General features: G+C 52.6%; 25 protein-coding genes. 12 read left to right on the top strand and 13 right to left on the bottom strand.

Features of this window, described 5'->3' with window-relative positions; translation table 11 throughout:
• Window positions 1-239: 239 nt before the first annotated feature.
• From mmsB to chvE, 3 genes are all read right to left on the bottom strand, one after another.
• Window positions 240-1,427, bottom strand: a complete 1,188-nt coding sequence (mmsB, locus tag ACTJI9_RS17985; RefSeq protein ID WP_115055101.1) for a multiple monosaccharide ABC transporter permease — start codon at window positions 1,425-1,427, stop codon at window positions 240-242.
• A gap of 2 nt (window positions 1,428-1,429) precedes the next feature.
• Window positions 1,430-2,953 (bottom strand): multiple monosaccharide ABC transporter ATP-binding protein, encoded by a 1,524-nt coding sequence (mmsA, locus tag ACTJI9_RS17980; protein ID WP_337353465.1) that lies wholly within the window; start codon window positions 2,951-2,953, stop codon window positions 1,430-1,432.
• Window positions 2,954-3,030: 77 nt separating this feature from the next.
• On the bottom strand, window positions 3,031-4,044 hold the full coding sequence (gene chvE, locus ACTJI9_RS17975; RefSeq protein WP_115055132.1) for a multiple monosaccharide ABC transporter substrate-binding protein: 1,014 nt from the start codon (window positions 4,042-4,044) through the stop codon (window positions 3,031-3,033).
• A gap of 345 nt (window positions 4,045-4,389) precedes the next feature.
• Here chvE and araD1 point away from each other — a divergent pair, with 345 nt between their 5' ends.
• Complete coding sequence (araD1, locus tag ACTJI9_RS17970) at window positions 4,390-5,382, top strand: AraD1 family protein (protein ID WP_440809810.1); 993 nt, start codon at window positions 4,390-4,392, stop codon at window positions 5,380-5,382.
• Window positions 5,383-5,479: 97 nt separating this feature from the next.
• Here araD1 and ACTJI9_RS17965 read toward each other — a convergent pair whose 3' ends face one another.
• The 3 genes from ACTJI9_RS17965 to tam all read right to left on the bottom strand — a co-directional run bounded on the left by ACTJI9_RS17965 (window position 5,480) and on the right by tam (window position 8,610).
• The gene (locus tag ACTJI9_RS17965; RefSeq protein WP_440809808.1) at window positions 5,480-6,229 is read right to left on the bottom strand and encodes a FadR/GntR family transcriptional regulator; all 750 of its coding nucleotides are present in this window, start codon (window positions 6,227-6,229) and stop codon (window positions 5,480-5,482) included.
• Window positions 6,230-6,452: 223 nt separating this feature from the next.
• A complete protein-coding gene (locus ACTJI9_RS17960) occupies window positions 6,453-7,745 on the bottom strand; it encodes an NCS2 family permease (protein ID WP_307277587.1) in 1,293 nt (430 codons plus the stop codon).
• A gap of 28 nt (window positions 7,746-7,773) precedes the next feature.
• The gene (tam, locus tag ACTJI9_RS17955) at window positions 7,774-8,610 is read right to left on the bottom strand and encodes a trans-aconitate 2-methyltransferase (RefSeq protein ID WP_337353463.1); all 837 of its coding nucleotides are present in this window, start codon (window positions 8,608-8,610) and stop codon (window positions 7,774-7,776) included.
• 35 nt (window positions 8,611-8,645) lie between these two features.
• Between tam and ACTJI9_RS17950 the strand changes: the two genes are divergently transcribed.
• The 4 genes from ACTJI9_RS17950 (at window position 8,646) to ACTJI9_RS17935 (ending at window position 11,288) form a co-directional block, all read left to right on the top strand.
• Window positions 8,646-9,020 (top strand): YciI family protein, encoded by a 375-nt coding sequence (locus tag ACTJI9_RS17950; protein ID WP_307277582.1) that lies wholly within the window; start codon window positions 8,646-8,648, stop codon window positions 9,018-9,020.
• Complete coding sequence (locus ACTJI9_RS17945; protein WP_440809805.1) at window positions 9,017-10,258, top strand: RNA polymerase sigma factor; 1,242 nt, start codon at window positions 9,017-9,019, stop codon at window positions 10,256-10,258. The genes ACTJI9_RS17950 and ACTJI9_RS17945 overlap by 4 nt, the downstream gene beginning before the upstream one ends.
• Before the next feature lie 84 nt (window positions 10,259-10,342).
• Window positions 10,343-10,813, top strand: coding sequence for an SRPBCC family protein (locus ACTJI9_RS17940; protein ID WP_440809802.1), 471 nt, complete (start codon window positions 10,343-10,345; stop codon window positions 10,811-10,813).
• A gap of 52 nt (window positions 10,814-10,865) precedes the next feature.
• Window positions 10,866-11,288 carry a nuclear transport factor 2 family protein gene (locus tag ACTJI9_RS17935; RefSeq protein ID WP_440809837.1) on the top strand — a complete coding sequence of 141 codons (423 nt, stop codon included), beginning with the start codon at window positions 10,866-10,868 and terminating at the stop codon, window positions 11,286-11,288.
• 3 nt (window positions 11,289-11,291) lie between these two features.
• On the opposite strand, the gene ACTJI9_RS17930 is transcribed toward ACTJI9_RS17935, so the two are convergent.
• Window positions 11,292-12,920: an MFS transporter gene (locus ACTJI9_RS17930; protein ID WP_115055130.1), complete on the bottom strand. Its 1,629-nt coding sequence runs from the start codon at window positions 12,918-12,920 to the stop codon at window positions 11,292-11,294.
• Between the two features lie 702 nt (window positions 12,921-13,622).
• On the bottom strand, window positions 13,623-14,726 hold the full coding sequence (locus ACTJI9_RS17925; RefSeq protein ID WP_440809800.1) for a (5-formylfuran-3-yl)methyl phosphate synthase: 1,104 nt from the start codon (window positions 14,724-14,726) through the stop codon (window positions 13,623-13,625).
• Between the two features lie 222 nt (window positions 14,727-14,948).
• On the opposite strand from ACTJI9_RS17925, the gene ACTJI9_RS17920 reads away from it, so the two are divergent.
• The 3 genes from ACTJI9_RS17920 (at window position 14,949) to ACTJI9_RS17910 (ending at window position 16,203) form a co-directional block, all read left to right on the top strand.
• On the top strand, window positions 14,949-15,302 hold the full coding sequence (locus tag ACTJI9_RS17920; protein WP_336441518.1) for a DUF1428 domain-containing protein: 354 nt from the start codon (window positions 14,949-14,951) through the stop codon (window positions 15,300-15,302).
• A gap of 150 nt (window positions 15,303-15,452) precedes the next feature.
• Window positions 15,453-15,785, top strand: coding sequence for an ArsR/SmtB family transcription factor (locus tag ACTJI9_RS17915; RefSeq protein ID WP_115055129.1), 333 nt, complete (start codon window positions 15,453-15,455; stop codon window positions 15,783-15,785).
• Entirely contained in the window at window positions 15,778-16,203 is a 426-nt protein-coding gene (locus tag ACTJI9_RS17910) for an SRPBCC family protein (RefSeq protein WP_440809798.1), read from the top strand. Before ACTJI9_RS17915 ends, ACTJI9_RS17910 begins: the two co-directional genes overlap by 8 nt.
• Window positions 16,204-16,411: 208 nt before the next feature.
• On the opposite strand, the gene ACTJI9_RS17905 is transcribed toward ACTJI9_RS17910, so the two are convergent.
• Window positions 16,412-17,005, bottom strand: a complete 594-nt coding sequence (locus ACTJI9_RS17905; RefSeq protein WP_440809795.1) for a transglycosylase SLT domain-containing protein — start codon at window positions 17,003-17,005, stop codon at window positions 16,412-16,414.
• A gap of 166 nt (window positions 17,006-17,171) precedes the next feature.
• Complete coding sequence (locus ACTJI9_RS17900; protein ID WP_440809793.1) at window positions 17,172-17,300, bottom strand: hypothetical protein; 129 nt, start codon at window positions 17,298-17,300, stop codon at window positions 17,172-17,174.
• 380 nt (window positions 17,301-17,680) lie between these two features.
• Here ACTJI9_RS17900 and ACTJI9_RS17895 point away from each other — a divergent pair, with 380 nt between their 5' ends.
• Window positions 17,681-18,241 carry a winged helix DNA-binding protein gene (locus ACTJI9_RS17895; RefSeq protein WP_115055088.1) on the top strand — a complete coding sequence of 187 codons (561 nt, stop codon included), beginning with the start codon at window positions 17,681-17,683 and terminating at the stop codon, window positions 18,239-18,241.
• A gap of 56 nt (window positions 18,242-18,297) precedes the next feature.
• On the opposite strand, the gene ACTJI9_RS17890 is transcribed toward ACTJI9_RS17895, so the two are convergent.
• The 3 genes from ACTJI9_RS17890 to ACTJI9_RS17880 are packed head-to-tail and all read right to left on the bottom strand — an operon-like array spanning window position 18,298 to window position 20,340.
• Entirely contained in the window at window positions 18,298-19,014 is a 717-nt protein-coding gene (locus tag ACTJI9_RS17890; protein ID WP_115055087.1) for a Bax inhibitor-1 family protein, read from the bottom strand.
• A gap of 23 nt (window positions 19,015-19,037) precedes the next feature.
• Window positions 19,038-19,811, bottom strand: a complete 774-nt coding sequence (locus ACTJI9_RS17885; protein WP_115055086.1) for an anti-sigma factor — start codon at window positions 19,809-19,811, stop codon at window positions 19,038-19,040.
• Window positions 19,804-20,340, bottom strand: a complete 537-nt coding sequence (locus ACTJI9_RS17880; RefSeq protein ID WP_115055085.1) for a sigma-70 family RNA polymerase sigma factor — start codon at window positions 20,338-20,340, stop codon at window positions 19,804-19,806. Before ACTJI9_RS17880 ends, ACTJI9_RS17885 begins: the two co-directional genes overlap by 8 nt.
• A gap of 149 nt (window positions 20,341-20,489) precedes the next feature.
• On the opposite strand from ACTJI9_RS17880, the gene ACTJI9_RS17875 reads away from it, so the two are divergent.
• Genes ACTJI9_RS17875 through ACTJI9_RS17865 form a run of 3 tightly spaced genes read left to right on the top strand, consistent with a single transcriptional unit; the run spans window position 20,490 to window position 25,588 of the window.
• Window positions 20,490-21,203: a TetR/AcrR family transcriptional regulator gene (locus ACTJI9_RS17875; RefSeq protein WP_440809788.1), complete on the top strand. Its 714-nt coding sequence runs from the start codon at window positions 20,490-20,492 to the stop codon at window positions 21,201-21,203.
• A 21-nt stretch (window positions 21,204-21,224) separates the two neighbouring features.
• Window positions 21,225-22,442 carry an efflux RND transporter periplasmic adaptor subunit gene (locus ACTJI9_RS17870; RefSeq protein WP_440809785.1) on the top strand — a complete coding sequence of 406 codons (1,218 nt, stop codon included), beginning with the start codon at window positions 21,225-21,227 and terminating at the stop codon, window positions 22,440-22,442.
• Window positions 22,439-25,588, top strand: a complete 3,150-nt coding sequence (locus ACTJI9_RS17865) for an efflux RND transporter permease subunit (RefSeq protein WP_440809783.1) — start codon at window positions 22,439-22,441, stop codon at window positions 25,586-25,588. Before ACTJI9_RS17870 ends, ACTJI9_RS17865 begins: the two co-directional genes overlap by 4 nt.
• The last annotated feature ends 15 nt before the right edge of the window (window positions 25,589-25,603 follow it).

Raw genomic sequence — 25,603 nt, 5'->3', positions numbered from 1 at the left:
GCCCCGCCCTCGTTGTGTCGGTATATAGACCCCACTCCACAAAACTGTCAACAACACTTTCTCAAAAAAATCCCCAAAATATAACTTTTATAAAACAAATCCCAATCCCTGGGGATAACTCAACAAAATGTAGATTTTTCCTTCGCCGATTTACGATTTCTTCACAAAAAAAACGAGGCTGCCATCATGGCCAGCCCCGGTTTTTGAATTACGAGAGAACGAGCCGTCAGTTGAACGGCTCAAGCCTTGTTCTTATTGTAAACGTCAAAGACCACTGCAGCCAGAAGCACCAGCCCTTTGATCACCTGTTGCCAATCAATATTAACGCCCATAATCGACATGCCATTATTCATGACGCCCATGATGAAGGCGCCAATAACTGCGCCCATCACCTGACCGACGCCCCCCATTGCCGATGCGCCGCCAATAAACACAGCCGCAATGACGTCGAGCTCAAAGCCAAGACCGGCTTTCGGCGTTGCCGTGTTCAATCGCGCAGCGAAAATCAATCCAGCAAGCGCGGCCAATACACCCATGTTGACGAAGGTGAAGAAGGTTAGCCGCTCGGTCTTTATGCCAGAGAGCTTTGCCGCTTTTTCATTACCGCCCATGGCGTAAATACGTCGGCCAATTGTCATGCGTTTGGTCACGAAGACGAAAAGCGCAATCAGCAGTGACATGACGACGAGAACGTTGGGCAGCCCCTTATAAGAAGACAGCAGGTAAACAAGGAATAGAATAATACCGCCGATGATAAGGTTCTTGGCTACAAAGAGCGCAAAGGGCTCACCGTGATAGCCATGCTTCTCGCGCTTTGCCCGGCCACGGACACTTGAATAGATCATTAAGGCAACCAGAACGATACCGATCAGCATGGAAGTTACGTTGAAGCCAACGACGCCAAAGAAGTCAGGAATGAAACCAGAGCTCAAAAGCTGGAACTGAGGCGGGAACGGGCCAACCGATTGTCCACCGAGCAACCAAAGGGCCAGCCCTTTGAAAACCAGCATGCCAGCCAGCGTGACAATAAAGGATGGTATTTTGTGGTAGGCGACCCAATAGCCCTGTGCCGCGCCGATTACACCACCCATTATGAGGCAGAGTATCGTTGCCGGCACATAGTGAATTTGCCATTTCACCATCATGACAGCAGCCAATCCGCCCACAAAGCCCGACACGGAACCGACAGAAAGATCGATATGTCCGGCAACAATGACCAGAAGCATGCCGAGAGCCATGATAATAATGTAACTGTTCTGCAAAACGAGATTGGTGAGGTTCACCGGGCGGAACAGCGTGCCATTGGTGGTGAACTGAAAGAACAGCATGATCAGAATCAGCGCCGCAACCAGCCCGTATTCACGCAAATTGCCTTTTGTCGCCGAACCGTCGGTCTGAATTTTTGCCGGTGCAGTTTCAATACTCATGATTATTTCCCTTCAGCGCGGATAATGGCGCGCATGATCTTTTCTTGGCTGGCTTCGCTGGCAGCCATTTCGCCAACGAGCTTGCCCTGATTCATAACGTAAATCCGGTCGCATATGCCGAGAAGTTCCGGCATTTCCGACGAGATCACCAAAACGCTTTTACCCATCGCCACAAGCTGATTGATGATCGAATAGATTTCATATTTGGCACCGACATCAATGCCACGCGTTGGCTCATCCAGAATCAATAAGTCCGGATTGGCAAAAAGCCACTTCGACAGAACGACCTTCTGCTGATTGCCGCCGGAAAGATTTCCGGTTTTCTGATAGATGCTGGATGAACGGATATTGGTTTTGGTGCGATATTCATTCGCAACCTTCAATTCGGTCATATCATCTAGAACGCCATTACTGGAAACACCTTCCAGATTAACGATCGTGGTATTGTGCTTGATGTGATCAATCAGATTGAGGCCATAGGTCTTGCGGTCCTCCGTGACATAGGCAATGCCATTATCGATGGCCCGTCCAATGGTTGAAACATCGGCCTTCTTGCCCTTGATGAAAACTTCGCCGCTGATCTTGCTGCCATAGGCCTTGCCAAAGACACTCATGGCGAATTCAGTTCGTCCGGCCCCCATCAGCCCTGCGATGCCAACGACTTCGCCCTTGCGGACATTCATGCCGATCCCGTTGACCACGGTGCGGTCGCTATGGAGATGATGGTGGACCACCCAGTCCTTCACCTCGAAGACAACTTCGCCAATATTTGGCACACGCTGCGGATAGCGGTCTGCCAATTGGCGGCCGACCATCAAAGTTACGATCTTGTCTTCGGAAATATCCTGCTTATCCAGCGTCTCGATGGTTGCACCATCGCGCAAGACTGTAATGCGATCCGCGACTTTACCGACTTCATTGAGCTTGTGGGAGATTAGGATCGACGAGATACCCTGCGCCTTGAATTCCAGCAGCAATTCAAGCAAGGCATCGCTATCCTTTTCATTAAGACTGGCTGTGGGCTCGTCAAGAATGAGAAGTTCAACTTCCTTGGATAAGGCTTTGGCAATTTCCACCAATTGCTGCTTGCCCACACCCAGATTGGTCACGAGCGTCAGCGGGTCTTCTTTCAAGCCAACCTTGGCAAGCAATTCGCGCGTGCGGGTTTCCGCTACGTGCCAATCAATAATGCCAAACTTTGCAGGTTCATTACCAAGAAAGATGTTTTCAGCAATTGACAGCAGCGGCACCAAAGCCAGCTCCTGATGTATAATAATAATGCCTTTTTTCTCACTGTCGCTAATATCGCGGAAGCGTTGCTCCTCGCCCTTGTAGAAAATTTCTCCCTCATAACTGCCATGCGGATAAACTCCGCTTAGCACCTTCATCAGGGTTGACTTTCCGGCTCCGTTCTCGCCCACCAGAGCGTGAATTTCACCTTTGCGAACATTAAGATTGACATTATTCAGCGCTTTGACACCAGGAAAGGTCTTGGTGATATTGCGCATTTCGAGGATTGTATCCATCGAGATCCTCATCGACGTCACTGCAATAGGAAAAGAACCCTGCATCGCAAGATGCAGGGTTCATGCGATCTGTCAGCTTATTTCAGCTGATCTTCGGTGTAGTAGCCACCACCAATCAGAATCTCTTTCCAGTTGGTCTTGTCGACTTCAACAGGCTTGAGAAGATAGGCTGGAACAACTTTCACACCATTATTATAGGTCTTTGTGTCGTTGATTTCCGGCTCTTCGCCTTTCAGCACCTTGTCGATAAGGTTGGCCGTAACCTTGGCTAGTTCGCGTGTATCCTTGTAGACCGTTGAATACTGCTCGCCTGCGATAATGGATTTGACGGAAGGCACTTCAGCATCCTGTCCGGAAACGAACGGGAATGGCTGATCTTTCGTGCCATAGCCTACGCCACGTAGCGAAGAGAGGATGCCAATGGACAGACCATCATATGGCGACAGAACTGCGTCCACCTTCTTGTCTGTGTAGTAGGCTGAAAGGAGATTATCCATGCGGGCTTGAGCAACAGCTCCGTCCCAGCGCAGTGTTCCGACCTTATCCATGCCTGTCTGGCCGGACTGGACAACAAGTTTGCCGCTATCGATCAAAGGCTGAAGCACCGACATTGCGCCATCATAGAAGAAAAAGGCGTTATTGTCGTCTGGTGAGCCGCCGAATAGCTCGATGTTGAACGGGCCCTTCGCATCAGGAAGTCCAAGCGCCTTGACCAGTGAACTCGCCTGTAGAACGCCAACCTGGAAGTTGTCGAATGTTGTATAATAGTCAACATTACCGGAATCACGGATGAGGCGATCATAGGCGATAACCTTGATACCGGCATCATGTGCCTGCTGCAACACATTCGAAAGCGTGGTGCCGTCGATGGCACCAATCACAAGAACCTTGACGCCCTTGGTGACCATGTTCTCGATCTGGGCCAGCTGGTTGGGAATGTCATCTTCCGCATATTGCAGATCGGTACCATAGCCACGTTCTTTCAACGCCTTGACCATGTTATCGCCGTCAGCAATCCAGCGGGCGGAGGCTTTGGTAGGCATGGAAATGCCAACGGTGCCTTTGTCTTGTGCAAAAGTTTGCGTGCTCATCGCGCCCAGCGCGATCAGTCCCGCAGCAACCAAATTAAGTATTTTCACGTCTATCCTCCCAATTTCCAATCAAATTACGCGCTTTTGTTGACCGCAGCCAGCTTTGCCAAGATTGAACCAGTCCTCCCAAGGCAGGGCCCGCCTGCACATTTATCTGAAAAGTATGACTTTTGGAATAGGCCTTCTTTCACGATTGTGAAATTCCGCTGCACAAACATTTTCAGTTGCGCATCAGGCTACTCAACGCTGGCTTAATGCCATATAATCCTATTATAATATTTTTTGGAAGACATATCCGTCGATCCCCTTATATAAATATTTGCAAATGAACACCGGGAGGAAATTGTGAATCTGGTTCAACTACTCAATACCAAGGGCAAGCGTCAGGTTGCTGCACGTATCGGCGAAGAGTTTCGTCTGGTAAAACGGACCCGTTCTGTATTGGAACTGGCCCATGCGGCAATCGAAGCTGGGACTGGCATTGCTGCAATTATTGAAATTCGCGGACTTGGAAAGACCGTCGATATCGCTGCTGCCTATAGTGAAGGCAGACTGCTGCCGCCCATCGATACCCATGATCCAGCTCATATCCATCTGACAGGAACCGGGCTGACACATCTTGGATCTGCTGCAACTCGCGATGCCATGCACCGCAAGATTGGCGATGCCAAAGAAGAAACACTCACCGATTCTATGAAAATGTTCCGTATGGGTCTTGAAGAGGGCAAACCCAAAAAGGGAAAGACCGGAGTTCAACCGGAATGGTTCTACAAAGGCAACGGATCAATGCTGACTGGCCCAGGCCAAGCCCTGCTTTCTCCAGCTTTTGCCGATGATGCAGGGGAAGAACCGGAAATCGCTGGCATTTACGTGATAGGCCCGGATGGATCACCTTTCCGGCTGGGCTTCGCGCTGGCCAATGAATTCTCCGATCATGTCATGGAGCGCGTAAACTATCTTTATCTTGCTCATTCCAAGCTTCGCCCCTGCTCGGTCGGCCCAGAATTGATCCTTGGCGATTTGCCAGCAGATATTCGCGGCACATCCCGCATTACGCGAAAAAACAAGACTATATGGGAAAAGCCATTTCTTTCCGGCGAAGATAACATGTCCCATACGATTGAAAATCTGGAATATCATCACTTCAAATATTCGGTTTTCCGTCAACCAGGTGACATTCATATTCACATGTTCGGAACAGCAACATTGTCATTTGCGGATGGTATAAAGCCCGAGAATGGCGACGTATTCGAAATCGAGGCACCAGCTTTCGGCCTTCCCTTGCGCAATCCGCTCAAGGTGGAAAAGCCTTCCAAAGTGAAGATCACAGCACTTTAAGTATCTTCTGTATGATCGAAGCGTGTTCTTCCGTTATCGGTATTGACGGAAGAACAGCCTCGACATGTGATAATACCGGCTGGTTATAGTGCGAGTTCTATGACGCTGCGCGCCCTGCGACCAGGACACGCTCTGCGCCTTCGGCAATGACAACGCGCATCGCAGCCTTGGCAGCCTCCACATCTCCGTCACGAATTGCCGCAGCAATTGCTGCATGGCGGGCTACTGAACGGATATGACTTTCTGAATTAGGAATCGGCGAGCTGATGGTAAATGTCGTCACCAGAGCTACCTCTATCAGTGCACTGATAGAGCGCATGAAGGGATTCCCGGAAGCCTCTGCAACGGCAATATGGAACTGCAAATCGCTGTAGACAAAGTCCGTTGCGGACTCTTTTGCCTCTCCCATCCGCTCGACCCAGCGAAACAATGTTTCCAATTGTTTGTCCGTACGTCGCAATGCTGCAAGACCCGCCGCCTCAGGCTCCAATGCCAGACGCATCTCGACAATACTCGCCAGAAAATCGGCTGTTGCGCCGGCCTCGAAATGCCAAACCAATATATCAGGATCGAACAGGTTCCAATGCGATCGTTCCAAGACCCTTGTGCCGATCTTGGCTTTCGGTTGGATCAGACCTTTCGCCGCCAGCGTTTTCAGCGCTTCACGCAAAACGGTTCGCGATACTCCAAAACGTTGCAGAAGTTCGGTATCTCCTGGAAGTATACTCTTTTCAGGATAGGCGCCGCTGATGATCTTCATACCAAGATCACGCATAACATGACCATGATGCGTTCGCGACTGGCCCGTCGTGCGAAAGTCGTAATCGGTGAGTTCCCTGCCTGCCAAGTGCTTGCCTGTAAATTCATGGGGTGACTTTACACAGGAGATTGCAAAACATGCCACGCAACGGTTTCTGAACCGTGCAGCCTCTGCCTCCCTCTCTCCCTGATACTATTTATAATATTATAATATCATTCACAATCGGCAATATTGCTATTCCGCAGGTCCCCTTCCTCCTATGGAGCGAGAAGAGCGCGAATAGAGCACATTCGCGCTGTTCGCCGGTCAATTAATGCGGAAAAAATGCAAACCGGATCACGAATAAAGCCGCCACAAGCAATGTTGCCAAATGAATATCTCTGAATTTTCCGGTTACCGCCTTCAAAATTACATAGCTGATGAACCCGAAAGCAAGACCGTTTGCAATTGAATAAGTGAACGGCATTACCAATGCAGTCAATGCAGCTGGCGTGGCCTCCGTAATGTCATCCCATTCGATTTCCACCAGTTCATGCATCATCAGACCCGCGACATAAAGCAATGCAGGCGCGGTCGCATAGCTGGGAACCGACGCAGCCAATGGCGCTATGAACAAAGCTGCAAGAAACAACAGCGCAACAACCAGAGCCGTCAAACCAGTGCGTCCGCCTGCCTGCACTCCTGATGCACTTTCAACATAGGCCGTGGTGCTGCTGGTTCCTAGAACCGACCCGGCTACAATGGCGGTGCTGTCGGCAAAAAGCGCACGGCCCAAGCGATTGGGCTTACCTTCCTCGATAAGGCCCGCACGTTTGCTGACACCGATGAGGGTGCCGGTGGCATCAAATACCTCAACCAGTACAAACACCAGAATGACTTGCAGAAAACCGGTATGCAACGCTCCCGCTATATCGAGCTGAAAGAATGTTGGGGCCAAGCTTGGAGGCATTGAAAAGACGCCTTTGAACTCGCTGACACCAAGAACCATCGACAGCACAGTCACAACAAGTATTCCAATGAGAATGGCGCCGCGAATCTTGAGTGCATCGAGAGCTGCAATGACAAAGAAACCCAATATAGCAAGCAGAACGCCGGTATCGCCAAGATTTCCAAGCCCAACCAGCGTCGCGGGATTGTCCACGACAATGCCCGACGTCTTCAATGCGATCAGCGCAAGGAAGAGACCAATACCGGCGGCGATAGCGCTGCGAATGGATTTTGGGATGCCTGAAACAAGCCAGCTTCGGATGCCTGTTACCGTAAGCAACAGGAATATACAGCCTGAAATGAAGACTGCGCCGAGCGCTTGCTGCCAGGTAAAACCAAGTGCCGCAACCACTGTAAAGGCAAAGAACGCGTTCAATCCCATGCCGGGGGCCATGCCGATTGGCCAATTGGCGACAAGGGCCATGATGGCCGAACCCAGCGCCGCTGCGAGACAAGTCGCAACAAAGACAGCGTTGCGGTCCATACCAGTCGAAGACAAGATGTCTGGATTGACAAATATAATGTACGACATGGTCAGGAATGTTGTCAGGCCCGCCAAAACCTCCGTCCTTACGGATGTCTGGTGGTCGCTAAGCTTGAAAAGCTTTTCGAACATGATGGTCCCCCTAAGCTAAGACGAATATTCAGATTGTTGCTATGATGAACAGACGCGGAAATGGCAAGAGCACAATGCCATTGTCCATTGGCTTATATGATTGAGCGAGTAATTCCTGATATTTTTCAATAAATTGCGGCTTCTGTTCTTCGCTCAACGCAGCAAGATACGGCCTTAACGCGGAGCCCAGAAACCACTGAACAATACCCTCGAGCCCTTTTAGCGGATGATGGTAGATGGTGCGCCAGATATCCACACGCCGAGCGTGAGGTTTAAGTAAATCATAGTAAAATGAAGCCTCGCCCAAACTGCTTCTGGCTGCATTGGCTCCGGAAAGCTTTTCGGCCCAACGTTTGTCGGCCGCAACCTCCCGCATGGCAATATGGGTCGGCTGCTCCAGATTGTCCGGCATCTGCACTGCCAAGGAACCATTAATATTGAGAAACTGCGTGAGTTGCGGAAACAGTGTGTCGTGCCCAGACAGCCATTGCATTGAAGCATTGGCGTAAAGGAGGTCAGCTTTCTTTTCCGGACGCCAAGTATCGAGATTCCCCTGTTCAAACCTGCAATTCGGCACTCTTTCACGAGCCTGCGCAATCATCTCTGCAGATGAGTCTATTCCCAGAATCTCTGCTGAGATATAGCGTTTGAGCAAGAGTTCTGTAGAATTTCCCGGGCCGCAGCCGAGATCTACTGCAAATTCTACTTCCGCCGTCGGCACCGCCGATAAAAGATCGTTGGCTGGGCGCGTGCGCTCGTCCTCGAACTTCAGATATTGTTCCGGTGACCAACCTGTTTTTCTCACGATGATACCTTTCAGATACGAATCGCAATAAATTTTTGACCCGTTGTCGGCATAAGTCATACTGGTTCGTCATCCTATGAAGAAGAGGAAATAAAATGCTCTACGCCATTCTTTGCTACAATTCCGAAGACATCGTTGGTGCCTGGTCCAAAGACGAGGACGATGCTGTCATGGCGCGGCTCGCAATTGTTCAGGAACGACTGACCAAGGAAGGAAAGCTCGGTCCGGTAGCACGGCTGCTGCCGACGACAGCTGCAACAACCTTACGCAAGAGCGGCAATGATCCCGTCATTATTGATGGTCCCTTTGCCGAAACCAAGGAACAGTTCCTCGGCTTCTATGTCGTCGATTGCGCCTCTTTGGACGAAGCACTTGATATTGCCAAGGAACTTTCGATCGCTAATCCCGGAACGGGATCCTACGAAATTCGGCCTATTTCAATATTCAGACCCGGACAAACCAAACCATGACAGATGCACGTTGGATCGATGCGGCACTTATAGCGGCCCGCCCGCAGGCTGTAGGCGCGCTGCTGCGTTACTTTCGCAATCTTGATGTAGCGGAAGAAGCGTTTCAGGAGGCCTGCGTCAAAGCGCTGAAAAACTGGACCAAGAACGGTCCGCCACGCGATCCAACGGCCTGGCTGATTTTCGTCGGGCGCAACAGCGCAATTGATGTGGTTCGCCGTCAGGCAAAGCAGCAGCCATTGCCGCCTGAAGAAGTGCTGTCTGATCTGGAGGATAATGAAACGACGATTGCAGAGAACATCGACGGAGCGGATTATCGTGATGATATCCTTCGTCTTTTGTTCATCTGCTGCCATCCTGACCTTCCGGCAACGCAACAAATTCCATTGGCGTTGAGAATCGTTTCGGGCCTTTCGGTAAAACAAATTGCCAAAGCCTTTCTGGTCGGCGAAAGCGCCATAGAACAGCGCATAACACGTGCAAAAAGCCGGATTGGCGCAGGCGAAATCCCGTTTGAAACGCCCGATCCCATCGAACGTGCTGAGCGGCTAGCGGCGGTCGCGGCAATGATCTATCTGATTTTCAACGAAGGATATTCCGCTGCCGCCAGCGAACAAAAAGCCCGCATTCCGCTGTGCGACGAAGCAATCCGTCTGGTCAGGCTTCTATTGCGCATGTATCCGACCGAACCCGAAATAATGGGCCTGGCGGCATTATTGTTACTACAGAATGCGCGATCGGCTGCACGTTTCGATGCAAATGGCGAAGTCATTCTTTTGGAGGAACAGGACCGCAAACTCTGGAACCGTGAAATGATCAATGAGGGCCTGGCCCTGATCGATAAAGCGATGCGGCACAGGCAGCCCGGTCCCTACCAAATTCAGTCGGCAATAGCAGCGCTGCATGCGCGCGCGCCCACCGCAGAAGAGACTGATTGGAACGAAATTGACGTGCTTTATCGCGCGCTGGAGCGCATGATGCCCTCACCTGTGATCACGCTTAACCGCGCAGTTGCCGTCGCTAAAGTGCGCGGGCCCGCAGCGGCACTGACGCTCATCGAACCATTGGAAGAGCGGCTCTCAGGTTATTTTCACTATTTCGGGGTCAAGGGCGGATTGCTGATGAAAATCGGCCGGAATGGAGAAGCGCGCGAAGCATTCAACCGCGCAATCGCTCTTGCCAATACTGCCGCTGAAGCAGCCCATATCCGCACCCACCTTGATAGTCTCTCAAAAAAATAACCGTCAATTTTTTTCGCGGTAAATGTCGGATTTCACGCATGCCGTTCGTCCTTAGTTCAGACCATCGAAACAAGGAGAACTGCAATGGATACAATGGCAAATACAAATCGTGATCTGGTTCTGACACGCCTCATCAACGCCCCCAGGGAAAAGGTTTTTAAAGCCTGGACCAATGCGGAATTATTGAAACAATGGTTCGCGCCCCTGCCCTATACAACACCGCATGCGGAACTGGATGTGCGCGTTGGCGGATCCAACTTCATCACCATGCGCGGACCGGACGGGAATGAATTCCCCAATCGAGGTGTGTATCTTGAAGTCATTGAGAATGAACGGATTGTGGTCACTGATGCTTTCACCAGTGCTTGGTTTCCTTCAGAAAAACCTTTCATGACACTGATTCTTACTTTCGAGGAGCAGGAAGGCAAAACGAAATACACGGCGCTTGTCCGTCACTGGTCCGTGGCTGATCGCGAAGCACATGAGAAGATGGGATTTCATGAAGGTTGGGGTCAATGCACCGATCAACTTGAGGCGCTCGTCGCAAAACTTTGAAACTCGCTTCACACTCCGCAATTAACACTGGAAGGAAGTAAAAGTGACAAGTATTAATCAAAATACCGCCATTGAGGACACCCTCAAGAACTGGTCGGATGCAATTTCCAACAAGAATGCGCAGAGCACGCTTTCTTATCTGACGGAAGACATTGTCGAGTTCAGTCTTGCCCCACCATTACAGTATCGTGGCAAGGATGCCGAAGGCATTCAAAGCTGGTTCGATAGCTGGACCGGGCCTATCGGAAATGAGTCGCAGGAGTTGGATATTACGGCAAGCGACGACGTTGCTTTTGCGCGCTGTCTGGTCAGAATGACCGGCACGAAAACCACGGGTGATAAGGCCGACCTGTGGTTTCGGCAGACGCTGGGTCTAATCAAACAGGGCGGCATCTGGAAAATCGCTCATGTGCATGCTTCCGTTCCATTTTATATGGATGGAAGCTTTCGAGCAGCAATAGACTTAAAGCCTTGATAATCAAGACATATCTATGGGCATTTTATGAGCGGCAATATCGTGAGGCAGCGTCGTCTGCCGCTCGATCATGCGGTGGACACGCGGCTCAGTATCGCCCTTGTGAAGGGCTCTGATCCGCGTTCCGACAATGGCATCGGCCTTTGTGCGGCGTTGATTATGGCGCACATATTCCACCCAGGTCGGCGTATGGTAGCTTTCCGTCCAAATCTCCGGGTTCTCCAGATCGCGCATCAGGGCCCAATGGCCTGCACCATCGCGAATTCGGATGCGCCGCCGCGCCGCCATTACCTGAAGAAATTCGTTCACGTCCTCTTCCTTGATGACATAATCAATCATGATAACAATGGGCCCGCTGCGCGGTTTAAGATCAAGCGCCAGCAATGGTTCACTGAAATGATTGAGCGGATCCAGATTGAGTGTTTTGAATTCCGGCAAAGCATAACGAAGACCAATCGCGCCGCCTATAAGCATTACCACGCTCGATGCAAGCAACGCCATTTCCGCACCATGTTCTGCAGCGGCCTGACCCCATATCCAGCTTCCTCCGGCTATGCCACCAAAAGTTGTCGTTTGGTAGAGCGACAGCGCCCTGCCCACAACCCAGCGTGGTGTCGATAGCTGTACGGTGACGTTGAACAACGACAGGGCCAGCACCCAACACGCGCCGGATACAAGAAGCGCAGCACTAGTCAGCCAGGTATTGGTGCTGACAGCAGTTACGACAGCACTAAGCGCGAACCCGATAAACGCTGATTTTACAATGGCTTCACTTGACATGAACTCACGCAGGCGGGCACTTAAAAGCGCTCCGCCAATGGCCCCTATGCCAAAGGCGCCAAGCAGAATGCCATAAACCAGCGGGCCACCTTTCACCAGATCGCGTGCAACCAATGGCAGCAAAGCGAGAACAGCACTGGCAGAAAGCCCAAAAACAAAACTGCGGAATATGACTTTTGCAATGTTCGGAGACATCGCAACATAACGCAAACCTGCAGAAATGGCTCTCCCGAGAGTTTCTCTCGGCAAAGGATTAGCATCATATTTTGGTTGCCAGCGAAACAAGGCAAGTATCAAGGGCAAGTAACTGAGAGTATTGACTGCAAATGCAGCTGCGGCTCCCGCGAAAGCAACAATAGCGCCACCAATAGCTGGGCCGACACTGCGCGTTATATTAAAGCCCATACTGTTGAGCGCCACAGCGCCCGGAAGGTCATCGCGCGGAACCATGTCGCCCACAGAGGCTTGCCATGACGGGTTGTTCAATGCCGTCCCGCATCCCAGCAGGAAGGTAAAGGCGAGAAGCAACCAAGGCGTAATGAGCCCGAAATAGGCAAATGCCGACAAAGAAACGGACACAGCCAACATAAAACTTTGCGCCACAAGCATCACCCGGCGGCGATTGAAATTATCCGCGAGCGCGCCAGACACCAATGAAAACAACATGATAGGCAATGCGGTCGAGGCCTGAACCAAGGCCACCATGCCCACAGAACTGGAAATGGTCGTCATCATCCAGGCTGCACCAACGGACTGGATCAAAGATCCAAAATTCGAGGATAGACTTGCAATCCAGATGTTACGGAACGTGTCGTTTTTGAACGGCGCCAAGGGCGATTTTCGGTCTGTCACCGCATCAACTTTCTTGTTCGGGCAAGGTTGTTTCGGGCTCACATCTTACAGGCAATAATTCCGGCAATGCCAGTCGCGGACGGCATTTATCGCAACGAAACATGCGCTTCGCACAACTTTAGACAACTGAAATGCACTTAAAAGTTGAATTTTTTCGGGAAAATTTGGCGATTCTTCGGGAAGTTTTCCGCAAATGTGTAGCGAGGTTGTGCGATTTTCAGCGCAGCGTGTTTATAAAGCCTGTTTTTAGCCTCCAAATATTGCCGATTTCTGGAAATCCGGTCGAAATTAATTGAACGATCGTTTCTTTAATTTCGACCCGGGAATTTTGTGTTCTGTCGCGCAGCTAATTTCAATCTCGGCTGGTGGAATGACAGGTCTTCAATCTTGCCTTTCAGACATCATATTTTACGAAGGCATAACGCGGGTCATCCTGCGGCGTTCCCTCTAGCGGGCCCTCTTCTTTGCCAGGCTGCCACTGCACAACCTTCTCGATCATTGCGCCGAGCACGAAATCCTTATCGCTGATGCCCGGGAACCAATAGTGCGTGGTTCGACAAGCTCACCATGAGTAATGTGGATTGATTGCAATACATCGCAGTATTGCAGGAAGGTTTCCGCAAATAACAACCTCCCTCATGGTGAGCTCCTGAGCGTGTCAAAGGACGAACCACGCACCAAAAACCGCACGGCCAGACAAACCTAGTGAAAAGCGCCCCAGCCTTCGGTTTCACCGCGGCGGCGCTCAATCTCAACTCCGACGCCGCCCGGCCCCAATTCCAGCTTCTCGGCCCTGACCACAACTTTCAGCACACGCGGATTTTCCAGAATGAAAGCCGCAATCTGTTCGGCCAATGTTTCAGACAGCTCGACATGGCCCCGGGCGATAATGGCTCTTATGCCGTCCATGATGAGATCATAGGAAACAACATGACGCAATTGTTCTGCATTGCGGGCAACGCGAACAACTTCGGCAGTAACATCGAAGCGCATCTTCTGGGTCTTGCCATGCTCGAAACTATAGGCACCGATCTCGACCGGCAAAACAAAATCGCGCACGAAAATCTTGTCCGTACCCAACCCTGGCTCGCTGCCGTCCGCCAATGGTGCAACGGACCGCACTGCGCCTTTCGGAATCAGCCCTCTTATCTTTGCTGCCCCAGGACCATCCATTGGCGCCGCCCAATAAAGGTCAGTGCGCAATGCGGCGCAAAAACCAAGCATATCCGGCCTGTAGGAAAGCAGCCGTGGAATATCGGGCGCTTCGAGCGAACCGGCGGCACCCGCCAGCAATCCTTTCGACTGAACGAGCTTGAAGAACTGACCGATCTGGTCAGGCGACAAATGGTTGAGCAAGCGTTCGCCAAGCGTGTTTTCCGTGTCAATCATGGCGGCGTGAAAACCGGCCGCAACCAGGTCATCTAAAAATGATTTGGGATATCGGCTCTGTTCTTCAGCAAACATGACGGCGACAAGCTTCACTTTGGAGGTGAACGGCTTGATCGCCTCGATCACTGCCAGCAGGTTCTCGCCCGGACGCAAGCCCACCCGTATATATTCCACACCCGCAGCGACAAACTCTCCAACCTTGCGGCGCATCACATCTGCCTGCATCGGCAAATGGCTGGCATCGGCACAAACGGGCCTGCGGCCAGCCACGAAATTGATGATTTCCGGCAAAGGCCCGGATTCGACCGAGCCTGACATGGCTATGGCCGGACCGCCGACATCAATAATGTCCGCACCATTTTCGAAGACGATTTCCGCCTCAGGCAGATTCTGTACGCTGGCAAGCAGTTTTGTCATTCCTGAGCGAACCCATGTTGGATGAAGCGGCAAATAAAGATGATATAGCTCGTAACGATCGCCCGCCCAACATGTTGGCACAGTTATTCCGATATTTCTGCTCAACCCACGACACGTTCGGGCACATATTGCTCAAACCTCGCCGGCAAAAACTTAACAGCGATGTAGGATTTGGATTTCCTCAAACGTTCCTTTGGGAGTGAACCATGAGAGGAAATCAAAATGACCTATGTTGATGGCTTTATACTTGCAGTTCCGAAGGACAAGATCGACGCTTATAGGGCGCTTGCCCAACTGGGAGGCGAGGTTTGGATGGAGCATGGCGCGCTAAGCTATGTTGAATGCACGGGCGATGATGTGCCCTATGGCGAACTGACGTCGTTTCCCCGCTCCGTACAGGCAAAGGACGACGAGATCGTGATTTTTTCCTGGATCACCTACGAATCCCGTGAGCAACGCGACAAGATAAACAAGCTGGTCATGGACGACCCGCGACTATCAAAGCAGATGGACCAAATGCCATTTGACGGAAAGCGCATGATCTATGGCGGGTTCAACGTCCTGCTGCAAATGTAGAGCCCTCGCCCATAGGCAGCAGAATCAACGGGACATTGTTTCCGGTTTTTCTGTGCGAAACCGGACATTCAGATTGCACGGGAAATAATATTCACCCATATGGTTGACTAATATGCGCAGATGCGATATTCAACCATATGGGTGAATGAAATGGACGACGATGCCCTGTCAAGAATTCTGAAGGCCGCTGGCGATACGACACGGCGACAGATTTTGACGCTCCTTGTTCAGGAGGGTGCGTTGAGGGTGACCTCACTTGCTGCCCATTTCGACATGTCCCTGAATTCCGTTTCCAAACACATCAAGGTGCTGGAGGAAGCAGGACTTGTCACCCGGCAGACTTCGGGCCGCGAGCACTTTATCGCTGCCGAGCTTGCCCCGCTCAGACTTACCGAAGATTGGTTCGGTCAGTTGAAGTCGATTTGGGAATTGCGCCTGACAGCGCTTGAGAACATGCTTTTGGAGGATGACGAAAATGAGTGAGCTAGAACTGACGATCAACCGCACAATCGCCGCACCACGCGAGAAGGTTTTCAATGCCTGGATCAGCCCAAACGCCATGGCAAAATTTATGCGTCCGCCGGGTTGCATCGCGGACTCCAAGGTGAAGAATGACCCGACCAAAGGCGGCCGCTTCGAGATCATCATGGTGACGAGCGAACGCGAAATCCCGCATTATGGGACTTATCTTGAAATCGATCCGCATTCGCGGCTCTCTTTCACATGGGGTTCTCCGCACTCACTCGATGACAGCGTGGTCACGATTGATTTTGTGGAAGCGGGTCAGGGCAAGACGGATGTTACCCTGCGGCATGTGAAATTCCGCAATGAAGAATCGCGCGATGGCCATAACAAAGGCTGGACAGCAATCCTTGATTCCATGGGTGAGGCTCTCGCTTAAAGGGCGTGGCAACAGCGTTATACGTGGTTCGACGAGGCTCACCATGAGGATGGTTAAAGTGCTGCAATAACAGTTGCCAGCGTTGCAAATCCTGACTCCCTGCAATCGCCAGCTTTCCTCATGGTGAGCTTGTCGAACCACACAAGATACTGGTGCGGCAAACTGAAATTCGAGCAGAATTCGCGCCGACAATGACACTCCAACAGAGTTATTGATTGCAGTTTCGCATTTGCGCGGCGTAATCCTCGGCCATTTTGGTGGTGGCGCGGGCGACCTGCTGCATGCTGGCATTGCTTTTCCACTCACCGCGTGAAAAAGCGCCGTGACCGAAATAATAGGCCAGATAGAGATGATAGGCATCATTCAACTCGATGCCGTTCGTCTTGTTGCTCTTGGAGTGATACCAGCCAACGAAATGGACCGCATCGGCAAACTTGCTGCGGCTTGCGCCATAGCGCCCGGTTTCGCGCTGATATTGTTTCCACGTTCCATCCAGCGCTTGCGAAAAACCATAGGCGGAGGATGGCCGCTTCCACGGAATGAAGCCAAGCAGCTTTGTACGCGGTGGCTTTACACGGGGACTGAACCCGGATTCCTTGCGGATGGTCGCCATGAGAATTGGCACTGGTACGCCATATTCGCGTTCGGTCTGTTTGGCAGCAACATACCAATTATCAAACCAACCATCGCGTTGCTCGAAAACAGCGCAGACATTATTAATCCGGCTGGGCGCAGATGCGCACCCGCCCAGAGCCAGAATGACGGCGATTACTGCCATTTTCAGAGACAATTTTCGTAACATTGTTCCTGATATAGACAGGAAAAGTTAATAGTTTTTTGCCATGCGATTCGCCGGTTTTCAACAATTGTTGCGGCGAGTCATCCTCCGCAGCCGCTTCCCTGCGGAGATGCGGCCCCGGTACTCGGCCAGAGGATTGGAATGAACAGGGCGTTTACGTCAGCAATTGCTATCGAGCCGAGTTGCCGGCGGGCATATCGGCAACGCCCTTGTTCATTTCGTCGAGAATATTAGGATTTCCGTACCTCTGCCAACCGGCTACCCGTGTCGCCACGTCTGCCACAATTTTCTTGTGCACTTTTGCAGGCCTCGAATGAACGCGTGAAACCTTTGCCCTGCAGGGTCAATTGTTGCTTCGCTGGCGTCAGCAAGAATAGCTGCCTAATATTTATCCATCATCAGATATAAGCTTACGCATTGTGCATATTATTTAATATATGTCGGCATAATAACGGAATATGGCGCCGCTTGGCACTTTTTGTCCCAATCTGCGCCAAGGGAAGCCATCATGAAAAAAAGCGGCACGATCGTAAATGAATGCTTTTCTCTAATACTTTATGCTTATATACCGATGGCTTCTGATTGATTGTCTTGTTAATTGCTTTGATGTGCGGCGCACCATTAAGCGCTGGTAAGTTTTCTCGTAAACTGGCGGTGGGCACCGTTACGGAGACTTCGATGGTACCGAATTATCTGCAACATATGATTGATAACGAAGCGGCACCGGATGACGTGTCGAAGCCATTTGGTGGCCGCAAGCCCGCCAATATTCCGGCACCGAACATCACACATTTTGAACTTGCGCGCACGCTGGAGCGGGTGAACAGACGATTTGCAGCCTTTATGCAATCGGAAATGACCCGTCGCGGCGTTGAAGAAATCGGCCACGCCCATCTGATGCTGCTTCTGGCAATTGGCGATGATGAAATTTCTGTCACGCAGTTGATGGAACGCGGTCCCTATGCGGGCACCAACCTTTCCTACTACCTCAAGCAGCTGGGTGAGTCCGGTTATATTGAGCGTAACGCCCTGCAGCGTGATCGCCGCGCAGCGCGAATCAAGCTTTCGGAAAAGGGCAAGGAGCTTTGCGCCGACATGACGGCCATCGCCGCCAACTGCCATAAAATCGTTGCCGACAGCCCCGACAATATTCGTAACCTCGAAATCACTTTCAAAACGCTTGATCGTATTGAGCAGACTTGGGCAAGCGCAGCCATTTTCGGCCCCCGCGGCGAATAATAACCAACAAAAAAGGCCGGATTTCTCCGGCCCTTTCGTCAACTCTTCAGGCGTTGCTATTCGCGCTCGCCTGTAAAGTTCAGCAGAAGCTGAAAAATATTGATGAAGTTGAGATAGAGCGAGAACGCACCGAATACGGCCATTTTCTGCTGTGTCTCTGAATCAATATTCTCGCCATACTGTTCCTTGATCGTCTGTGTGTCCCAGGCGGTCAAACCGACGAAGACGAGAATGCCGGCAACTGACACCACAAACTGGATCATTGTCGAACCAAGGAAGATGTTGACCACGCTGGCAACGACAACACCGATCAGACCCATGATCAGGAACGAGCCGAACTGCGAAAGGTCACGCTTGGTGGTGTAACCGTAAAGACTGGTTGCACCGAACATTGTTGCAGCAATGAAGAATGTGCGCGCAATGCTGTTGCCGGTAAAGACCAGGAAGATGGAAGCCATGGACAGGCCCATGACGGCGCAGAACGCCCAGAACAGCATTTGAGCGGAAGCTGCCGACATTGTCTGCATCTTGAACGAGAAGAACATCACGAAAGCCAGCGGCGCCAGCATCACCACCCATTTAAGCGGTGTCGAGAAGATTGGTACATAAAGTGCTGGCGTTGAAGCGACGACGAAAGCGACAACACCGGTGAGAACAAGGCCAAGGCCCATATAGTTGTAGATGCGCAGCATATGCTGGCGCAGGCCCTCGTCGAACGCAGCGGCTGACTGGCCGCCTGCCCGGTCGATGCCATAACGAAGTGGTGTATTCATCAGAACGTTCCTTCTGTTGTTGATCAGTAAAGTGTGTTGGCAAGTTGAGTAGCGGCTTTGCCCAGCTCATCGGAACCACCATCGGCAACGAGTGCATAGGCGACGTCGCCGATCTGGAAATAGGCTGCTTTCATGTCTTCAATCTCGACAATGCGTGGTTTAACGACATCAAATGACCCGGGGCGAACCGCAAAAAGAGACAGGGCACCCGTGACAGACGATCCGATCTCAAGTTCAATGCTTGGTCCGAATGTAGACGGGAACAATTGCACGTCCTTCACTTTCCATTCGGTTGGAAGCTTGGGCATAATGATTGCCGTGGCGGCACGTATTTCAGCCGGGTCATAATTTCGGGTGCCGGGCTGCGATGTCATTGCAGCGCGGACCAGCGACGTGCGATGCGCCATCACCGCATCCTGGACATAGGCAGGAGCCGGCTGTGAAGCGACAACCTCCGAAACGATCAACGGACCAAAACCGGCATGGGCCATCCAACCGAGGCCAACAAGCAATGCCACCGCCGCAACGCGTTGCAGCCGATTGAAAATCTGCCTGCGCCCAAGGCTGCGCTGAAGCCGCTCGGCAGCCTGTGCAGAAGCAAGGCCGGAAACCGAAGCGGGCGCTGAGAGCGCGAGACGCAATTCATCACGGCCACGCAAATCTGCCATGACGCGGGCAGCATCTTCGGGATGCTCGGAAAGATATCCAGCCACCTCGATACGGCGCGCACCATCCAGCTGATCGTCCACATAGGCATCAAAATCGGCCTGCACGATAGGGTCTCTTGTCTTAATCATCACGACCTCCGACAATTCGCAGTTGGGCAGCGCGGGAAGAAGGCTCTTCACCTTCGCTGGCGCGCATGAAAGCCCGTGCCCGGCTGACCCTCGACATTAATGTGCCGATAGGTATGTCCAGAATTCCGGCAGCTTCCTCATAGGAAAGCCCCTCAATAGCCACCAGATGCAGCGCGCTTCGCTGCTCTTCGGGCAAGGTTTCAAACATCTGGCGTATCTGTTCCAGCCGCACCGCATGTTCCTGCGATGGCTGCTGGACGGTTTCCGCCGTCTCTGCTGTCTGGGCTATTCTGCGCGCATCAGCCTGGCGCGAGCGGAAACCATCAATGAACGTGTTGTGCAACACGGAAAACAGCCATGTCCGCAAATTACCGTTCGGACGAAAACTCGCCTGCTTTTCATAGGCCCGCACCAGCGCATCATGCACGAGATCCTCGGCATCCTGCTCATTACGAGCCAGCGAGCGCGCATAACGGCGCAGCGATCCAAGCTGGCCAATCACGTCGAAGCGGGTTTTCTCATTGCTCATGACCGATATACGTAGCCTATCGCGGGTTTATTCCCATGCAGTACGGTTTTTTTGTCAGCAGTAAAACAAGAATGATCATTCTCATATTGACGATATTGTGCAGCTGATATAAATGAGAGAGAACGTTCTCTCTTTTTTATTGGTGACTGATGACCGATCAAGCAATGCCAAGGCAGACACCCGCCGCATCAAGTGATGATACGGAAGGATCATGCTGTTTTGTCACCAAGCTGTTCGGCAAGCGGGCGCGCAATCGCGAGGCGCAGGAAGAGCGCATCCTTGCCGCTGCAACCACCTGTTTCATCCGCTCCGGCTTTCGCGGAGCCTCCATGAATGACATTTGTTCCGAGGCTGGCATGAGCCCTGGCGCGCTTTATCGTTATTTCTCCTCAAAAGAGGCGATCATTGAACATATTTGTGCGCAACATCGGCGTGAAAGCGCAGAGATCCTTGATCGCATGTCCAATAGCAATGACATTATTGAGGCCGTTGTCAAAGTGGGCATAGAGCATGTGCGCCACATGTCGATGGATATGAGCAATAACGGCCCAGCCGATGCCAGTGCGCGCCTTTTCATTGAAGTACGCGCCGAGGCGACACGCAATGATGCGGTTGCTGCCATTTGCGAACTGCATGAAGGCATGATGCGTGAAAGGCTGATTGCTGCATTTACCGCAGCAAAAGAGGCCGGCCTTATCGACCCGGTGGTCGAACTGGAGCTTGCCGTCGCCACGCTCGCAGCCATGGGCGAAGGCATTATCCTTCGCAATTTTCCAGCACAAGGCGTGCCGCTGGAAGCATTGGAACCCGTGTTCCGTGCGCTGGCAACCGCCGTTTTGCGACCAACGAACAAGCAACTATAGCTCTCACCCCCAGGCTCCAAGATGAACCGCCACCCTCACCGCAATCTCAGAAAAGTTCTCTTCTCCTTCATTGTGGCGATTGGTTTCGCCTTGTCCTTGCCCGGAATTGCCGCGGCGGAAGACACACCAGCGGTTGCAAGCGAACCCAAGGCTCCCTCGATCAATGTGGTCACTGCCGGAAAGCAGGAAATGGTGGCGACACTGACTGTAACGGGAACCATTGTTCCCCGGCAGGAGGTTGCCGTCGGCACGGATGTTGCCGGACTGCTTGTGCTCGAGCTCAATGCCGATCAGGGCGATGTGGTCAAGGAAGGCGACATCCTGGCAAGGCTCGACAAGTCTTCGCTTGAGATCCAGCTTGCGCAAATCGAAGCGCAAGGGGCTCAGGCCGCCGCGTCCATCGCACAGTCCGAAGCACAGATTGTCGATGCGCAGATTGCCGTACGGCAAGCATTGGAAGCGCTGGAGCGTGCCCGCTCCTTAAGCGCCAAGGGCTTCACTTCCAAAGCTGAATTTGACAATGCAACCAATGCCCATGACAGCGCCAATGCCAAGTTGAACACGGCTCGTCACGCGCTGGTGGCAACGCAAACGCAGTTGCAACTTGTCGCCGCCCAAAAACGCGATGTCATGCTGCGTCTGGAGAAAGCCGATGTAAGAGCCCCGGCAAGCGGCGTTATTTTGAGCCGCGACGCGCTTCTTGGTGCAATCGTCTCCGCTAATGCGGGACCATTGTTCCGCATTGCCCGCGATAATGATTTTGAGCTCGCAGGCAATATTCCGGAAGTCGATTTGCCGCTGTTAAAGGCGGGCATGCCGGTCTCTGTCCGCGTTTCGGGCATGGAAGAACCGGTCGCAGGCAAAATCCGCCTGATCTCTCCGGAGATTTCAGCAAGCTCGCGTCTGGGCGCGGTAAAAGTGTCGCTTGAGAAGAACCCTTCAATCCGCCCGGGCAATTTTGCCCGCGCTGTCATTGAACTTGCCCGTCGTGGCGGCATTAGCGTTCCGCTTTCCTCTATTGTCTATAATGGGCCGGCGACGCTCATTCAGGTCGTCAAGAACGGTGTTGTCGAAAGCCGCAAGGTGAAGATCGGCATTCGCAACGGCCATTCCGCCGAAGTACTTGAGGGTCTTGCCGAGGGCGAAGAAATCGTCGCCCGCGCCGGAACATTCGTCGCCGATGGCGACCGCGTTACCCCGGTTCGTGTCTCAGCCGAGCAGACCGGAGCGGTCAAATGAACTGGAACATCAGCGCCTGGTCCATCCGCAACCCGGTTCCGGCAATTCTCCTCTTTGTCGTTTTGACCGTGCTGGGGCTGATGGCCTTTTCCAAACTGCCCATCACCCGTTTCCCCAATATCGACGTGCCGCTGATATCGGTTTCAATAACCGATCCAGGCGTTGCGCCGACAGAGCTGGAAACCCAGATTGCCAAGCGGGTTGAGGACTCTGTCGCCAATATTACCGGCGTCAAGAATGTCATCAGCAATCTGACCGAAGGCAATTCGACAACGCTTGTCGAGTTCCGGCTGGAGGTTGATACACAAAAAGCGCTGAACGACGTCAAGGATGCCGTATCGCGCATCCGCGATGATCTTCCAGCGACCATCAAGGAACCGCTGATCAATTCGGTGGATGTCGAAGGTTCGGCAATCCTGACCTACGGCATTTCCGCTCCGGCAATGACGGCGGAACAGCTTTCCTGGTTTGTCGATGACACGATTATCCGCGACATTCAGGGGCTCAAGGGCGTTGGCAAGGTGGAGCGCTATGGCGGGGTGAAGCGCGAAATACGTGTCTCGCTCGACCCCGATCGATTGACCGCACTCGGGGTTACCGCTGCCGATGTCAATCGTGCCCTGAAATCCATGAGCGCCGACTTGACCGGCGGTCGCGGCGATCTGGGCGATACGCAACAGACGATCCGAACCTTGGGCGGCTCCCGTTCGCTCGAAGATTTGCGTGCCGTGGAAATTCCGCTCGCCGGTGGACGCTCTGTCCGGCTCGATGCAATCGGAACTGTCAGCGACGCTTTTGAAGAGCCAAAATCCTTTGCGCGTGTCGATAATCAGACGGTTGTTTCGCTGGGTGTGTTCCGCGCAAAGGGAGCCAGCGATACGGAAGTCTTTGCGGCCGTGCAGGCGCGCATCGATCAGTTGCAGCAGAAATACCCCGATACACGCTTCAGCATGATCGATAATTCGGTCAATTATACCTATGGCAATTACGAATCCGCGATGAGTTCGCTGATTGAAGGTGCCGTGCTTTCCATCATTGTCGTGTTCCTGTTCCTGCGCAATATTCGGGCGACATTGATCGCGGCTGTTGCCCTGCCCTTGTCGGCGATCCCTACTTTCTGGGCCATCGACATGCTGGGTTTCTCGCTCAATCTGATCAGTCTGCTTGGTATTACTCTGGTGACCGGTATTCTGGTCGATGATGCTATCGTCGAAATCGAAAACATTGTCCGGCATATGCGATCCGGCAAATCACCCTATCGGGCTTCACTGGAAGCTGCCGACGAAATCGGGCTTGCTGTTATCGCCATCTCGGCCACAATCATTGCCGTGTTCGCACCGGTCAGCTTCATGAGCGGCATTGCCGGTCAATATTTCAAGCAATTCGGTCTGACGGTTGCGGTCGCGGTCTTTTTCTCGCTGCTCGTTGCACGGCTTATTACGCCGATGATGACCGCCTATCTGTTGCGCGACGGAAAAAGCCTGCACCACGGCTCGGAAGAAACCGGCTGGATCAAGGCCTATACCCGCTTCCTGACCGTCACTTTGCGTTTCCGCTGGCTGACGCTGGGCAGCGGCGTGGCTCTTTTTGCTGTTGCAATCTGGGCCATGGGCTTTCTGCCATCGGGCTTTGTCCCGCCACAGGATGAAGCCCGGGTTGTCGTGAGCCTTGAACTGCCTCCGGGTGCACCTATCGAGGAAACACGCCGCGTTAGTGACGAGGCGGCATCACTTGTTCGCCAGATACCAGAAGTCAAGCAGACCTATGTGACGGGCGGTGCGTCGCCAACGGGTTCGCTGGATACAAGGCGCGCAACGATGGTCGTTAAGCTCAGCCATAAATCTGAAAGGGACCGCACTCAGAAACAGGTGGAGACCGACATTTTCAACAAATTGTCCGAGGTTTCCGATCTGCGCGCCAATTTCGTCAATGATCGCGGCGAACGCGAATTTGCTGTCGGCGTCATCGGCAATGATGGTGAGAAAGTAACCCAGCAGGCAAGACAATTGCAAAGCGCCATGACTGCAACCGGCGACTTTCAGGCTGTGTCATCCACGGCGGCGCTGGATCGCCCCGAGATCATAGTGACACCGCGCATGGATAAGCTGGCGGAGCTGGGCCTGTCGACATCAGCGCTGTCGGAGGCTTTGCGTGTTGCGACCTTGGGTGATCTTGATGCCAATCTGGCAAAATATACGGTTGATGGAAGGCAGGTCCCGATCCGCGTTCAATTGACCGAGGATTCGCGCCGTGACCTTTCTGTGCTCCAGACCCTGACCGTAACAACACCTGCCGGTGTAGTCGTTCCGTTGGAATCAATTGCGCAGATCAGCTTTGGACAGGGTCCCTCCTCCATTGAGCGCTTCAACCGCGAACGCCGGGTCGTCGTTGGCGCAAACATGGCCAAGGGCAAGGAAATTGGCGAGGGCCTCTCCATTGTCAAAAACCTGCCGCAGACCAAATCCATGCCGGAAGGCGTCAGGATTCAGGAAACCGGCGATGCCGAGGTGATGGGTGAAGTCTTTACCGGATTCCGCGATGCAATGATCATGGGCCTGATGCTGGTCTTCGTTGTGCTGATCCTGCTCTTTGGCAGTGTGTTCCACGCCTTCACCATCCTCATGTCACTGCCTCTTTCGATTGCAGGTGTCGCGGTGGCTCTGCTTTTGACCAATAATTCCGTCTCCATGGCCGTGGTCATCGGTATTTTGATGCTGATGGGCATTGTCACCAAGAATGCGATCATGCTTGTCGATTTTGCCATAGAAGAAGTGAAGCATGGGATACCGCGCAATGAGGCAATTATTGATGCCGGGCGCAAACGCATCCGGCCAATCGTGATGACGACGATTGCCATGTCGGCAGGCATGCTGCCCGCAGCAATGGCTTTTGGCGATGGCGGTGAATTCCGGGCCCCGATGGCGATTGCGGTGATTGGCGGTCTGCTGGTTTCAACAGTTCTGTCGCTGGTGTTTGTACCATCCTTCTACACAATCATGGATGATGTGAGCCATTGGATGGGCAGAATATTCCATTGGTCCATGCGTCCGAACAAACCGGATGAACCGCATACGGAGCAGGTCTATGCCAGCAGTCCGGTGCCGCTCATCCACCCGGCGCGGGTCATGACCGAAGCGGCTGAATAAACGCAAAAGAGCGCC

The organism is Phyllobacterium sp. 22552, assembly GCF_052044585.1.
Lineage (GTDB): Bacteria > Pseudomonadota > Alphaproteobacteria > Rhizobiales > Rhizobiaceae > Phyllobacterium > Phyllobacterium ifriqiyense.
This window is presented reverse-complemented; position numbering and strand designations above follow the sequence as displayed.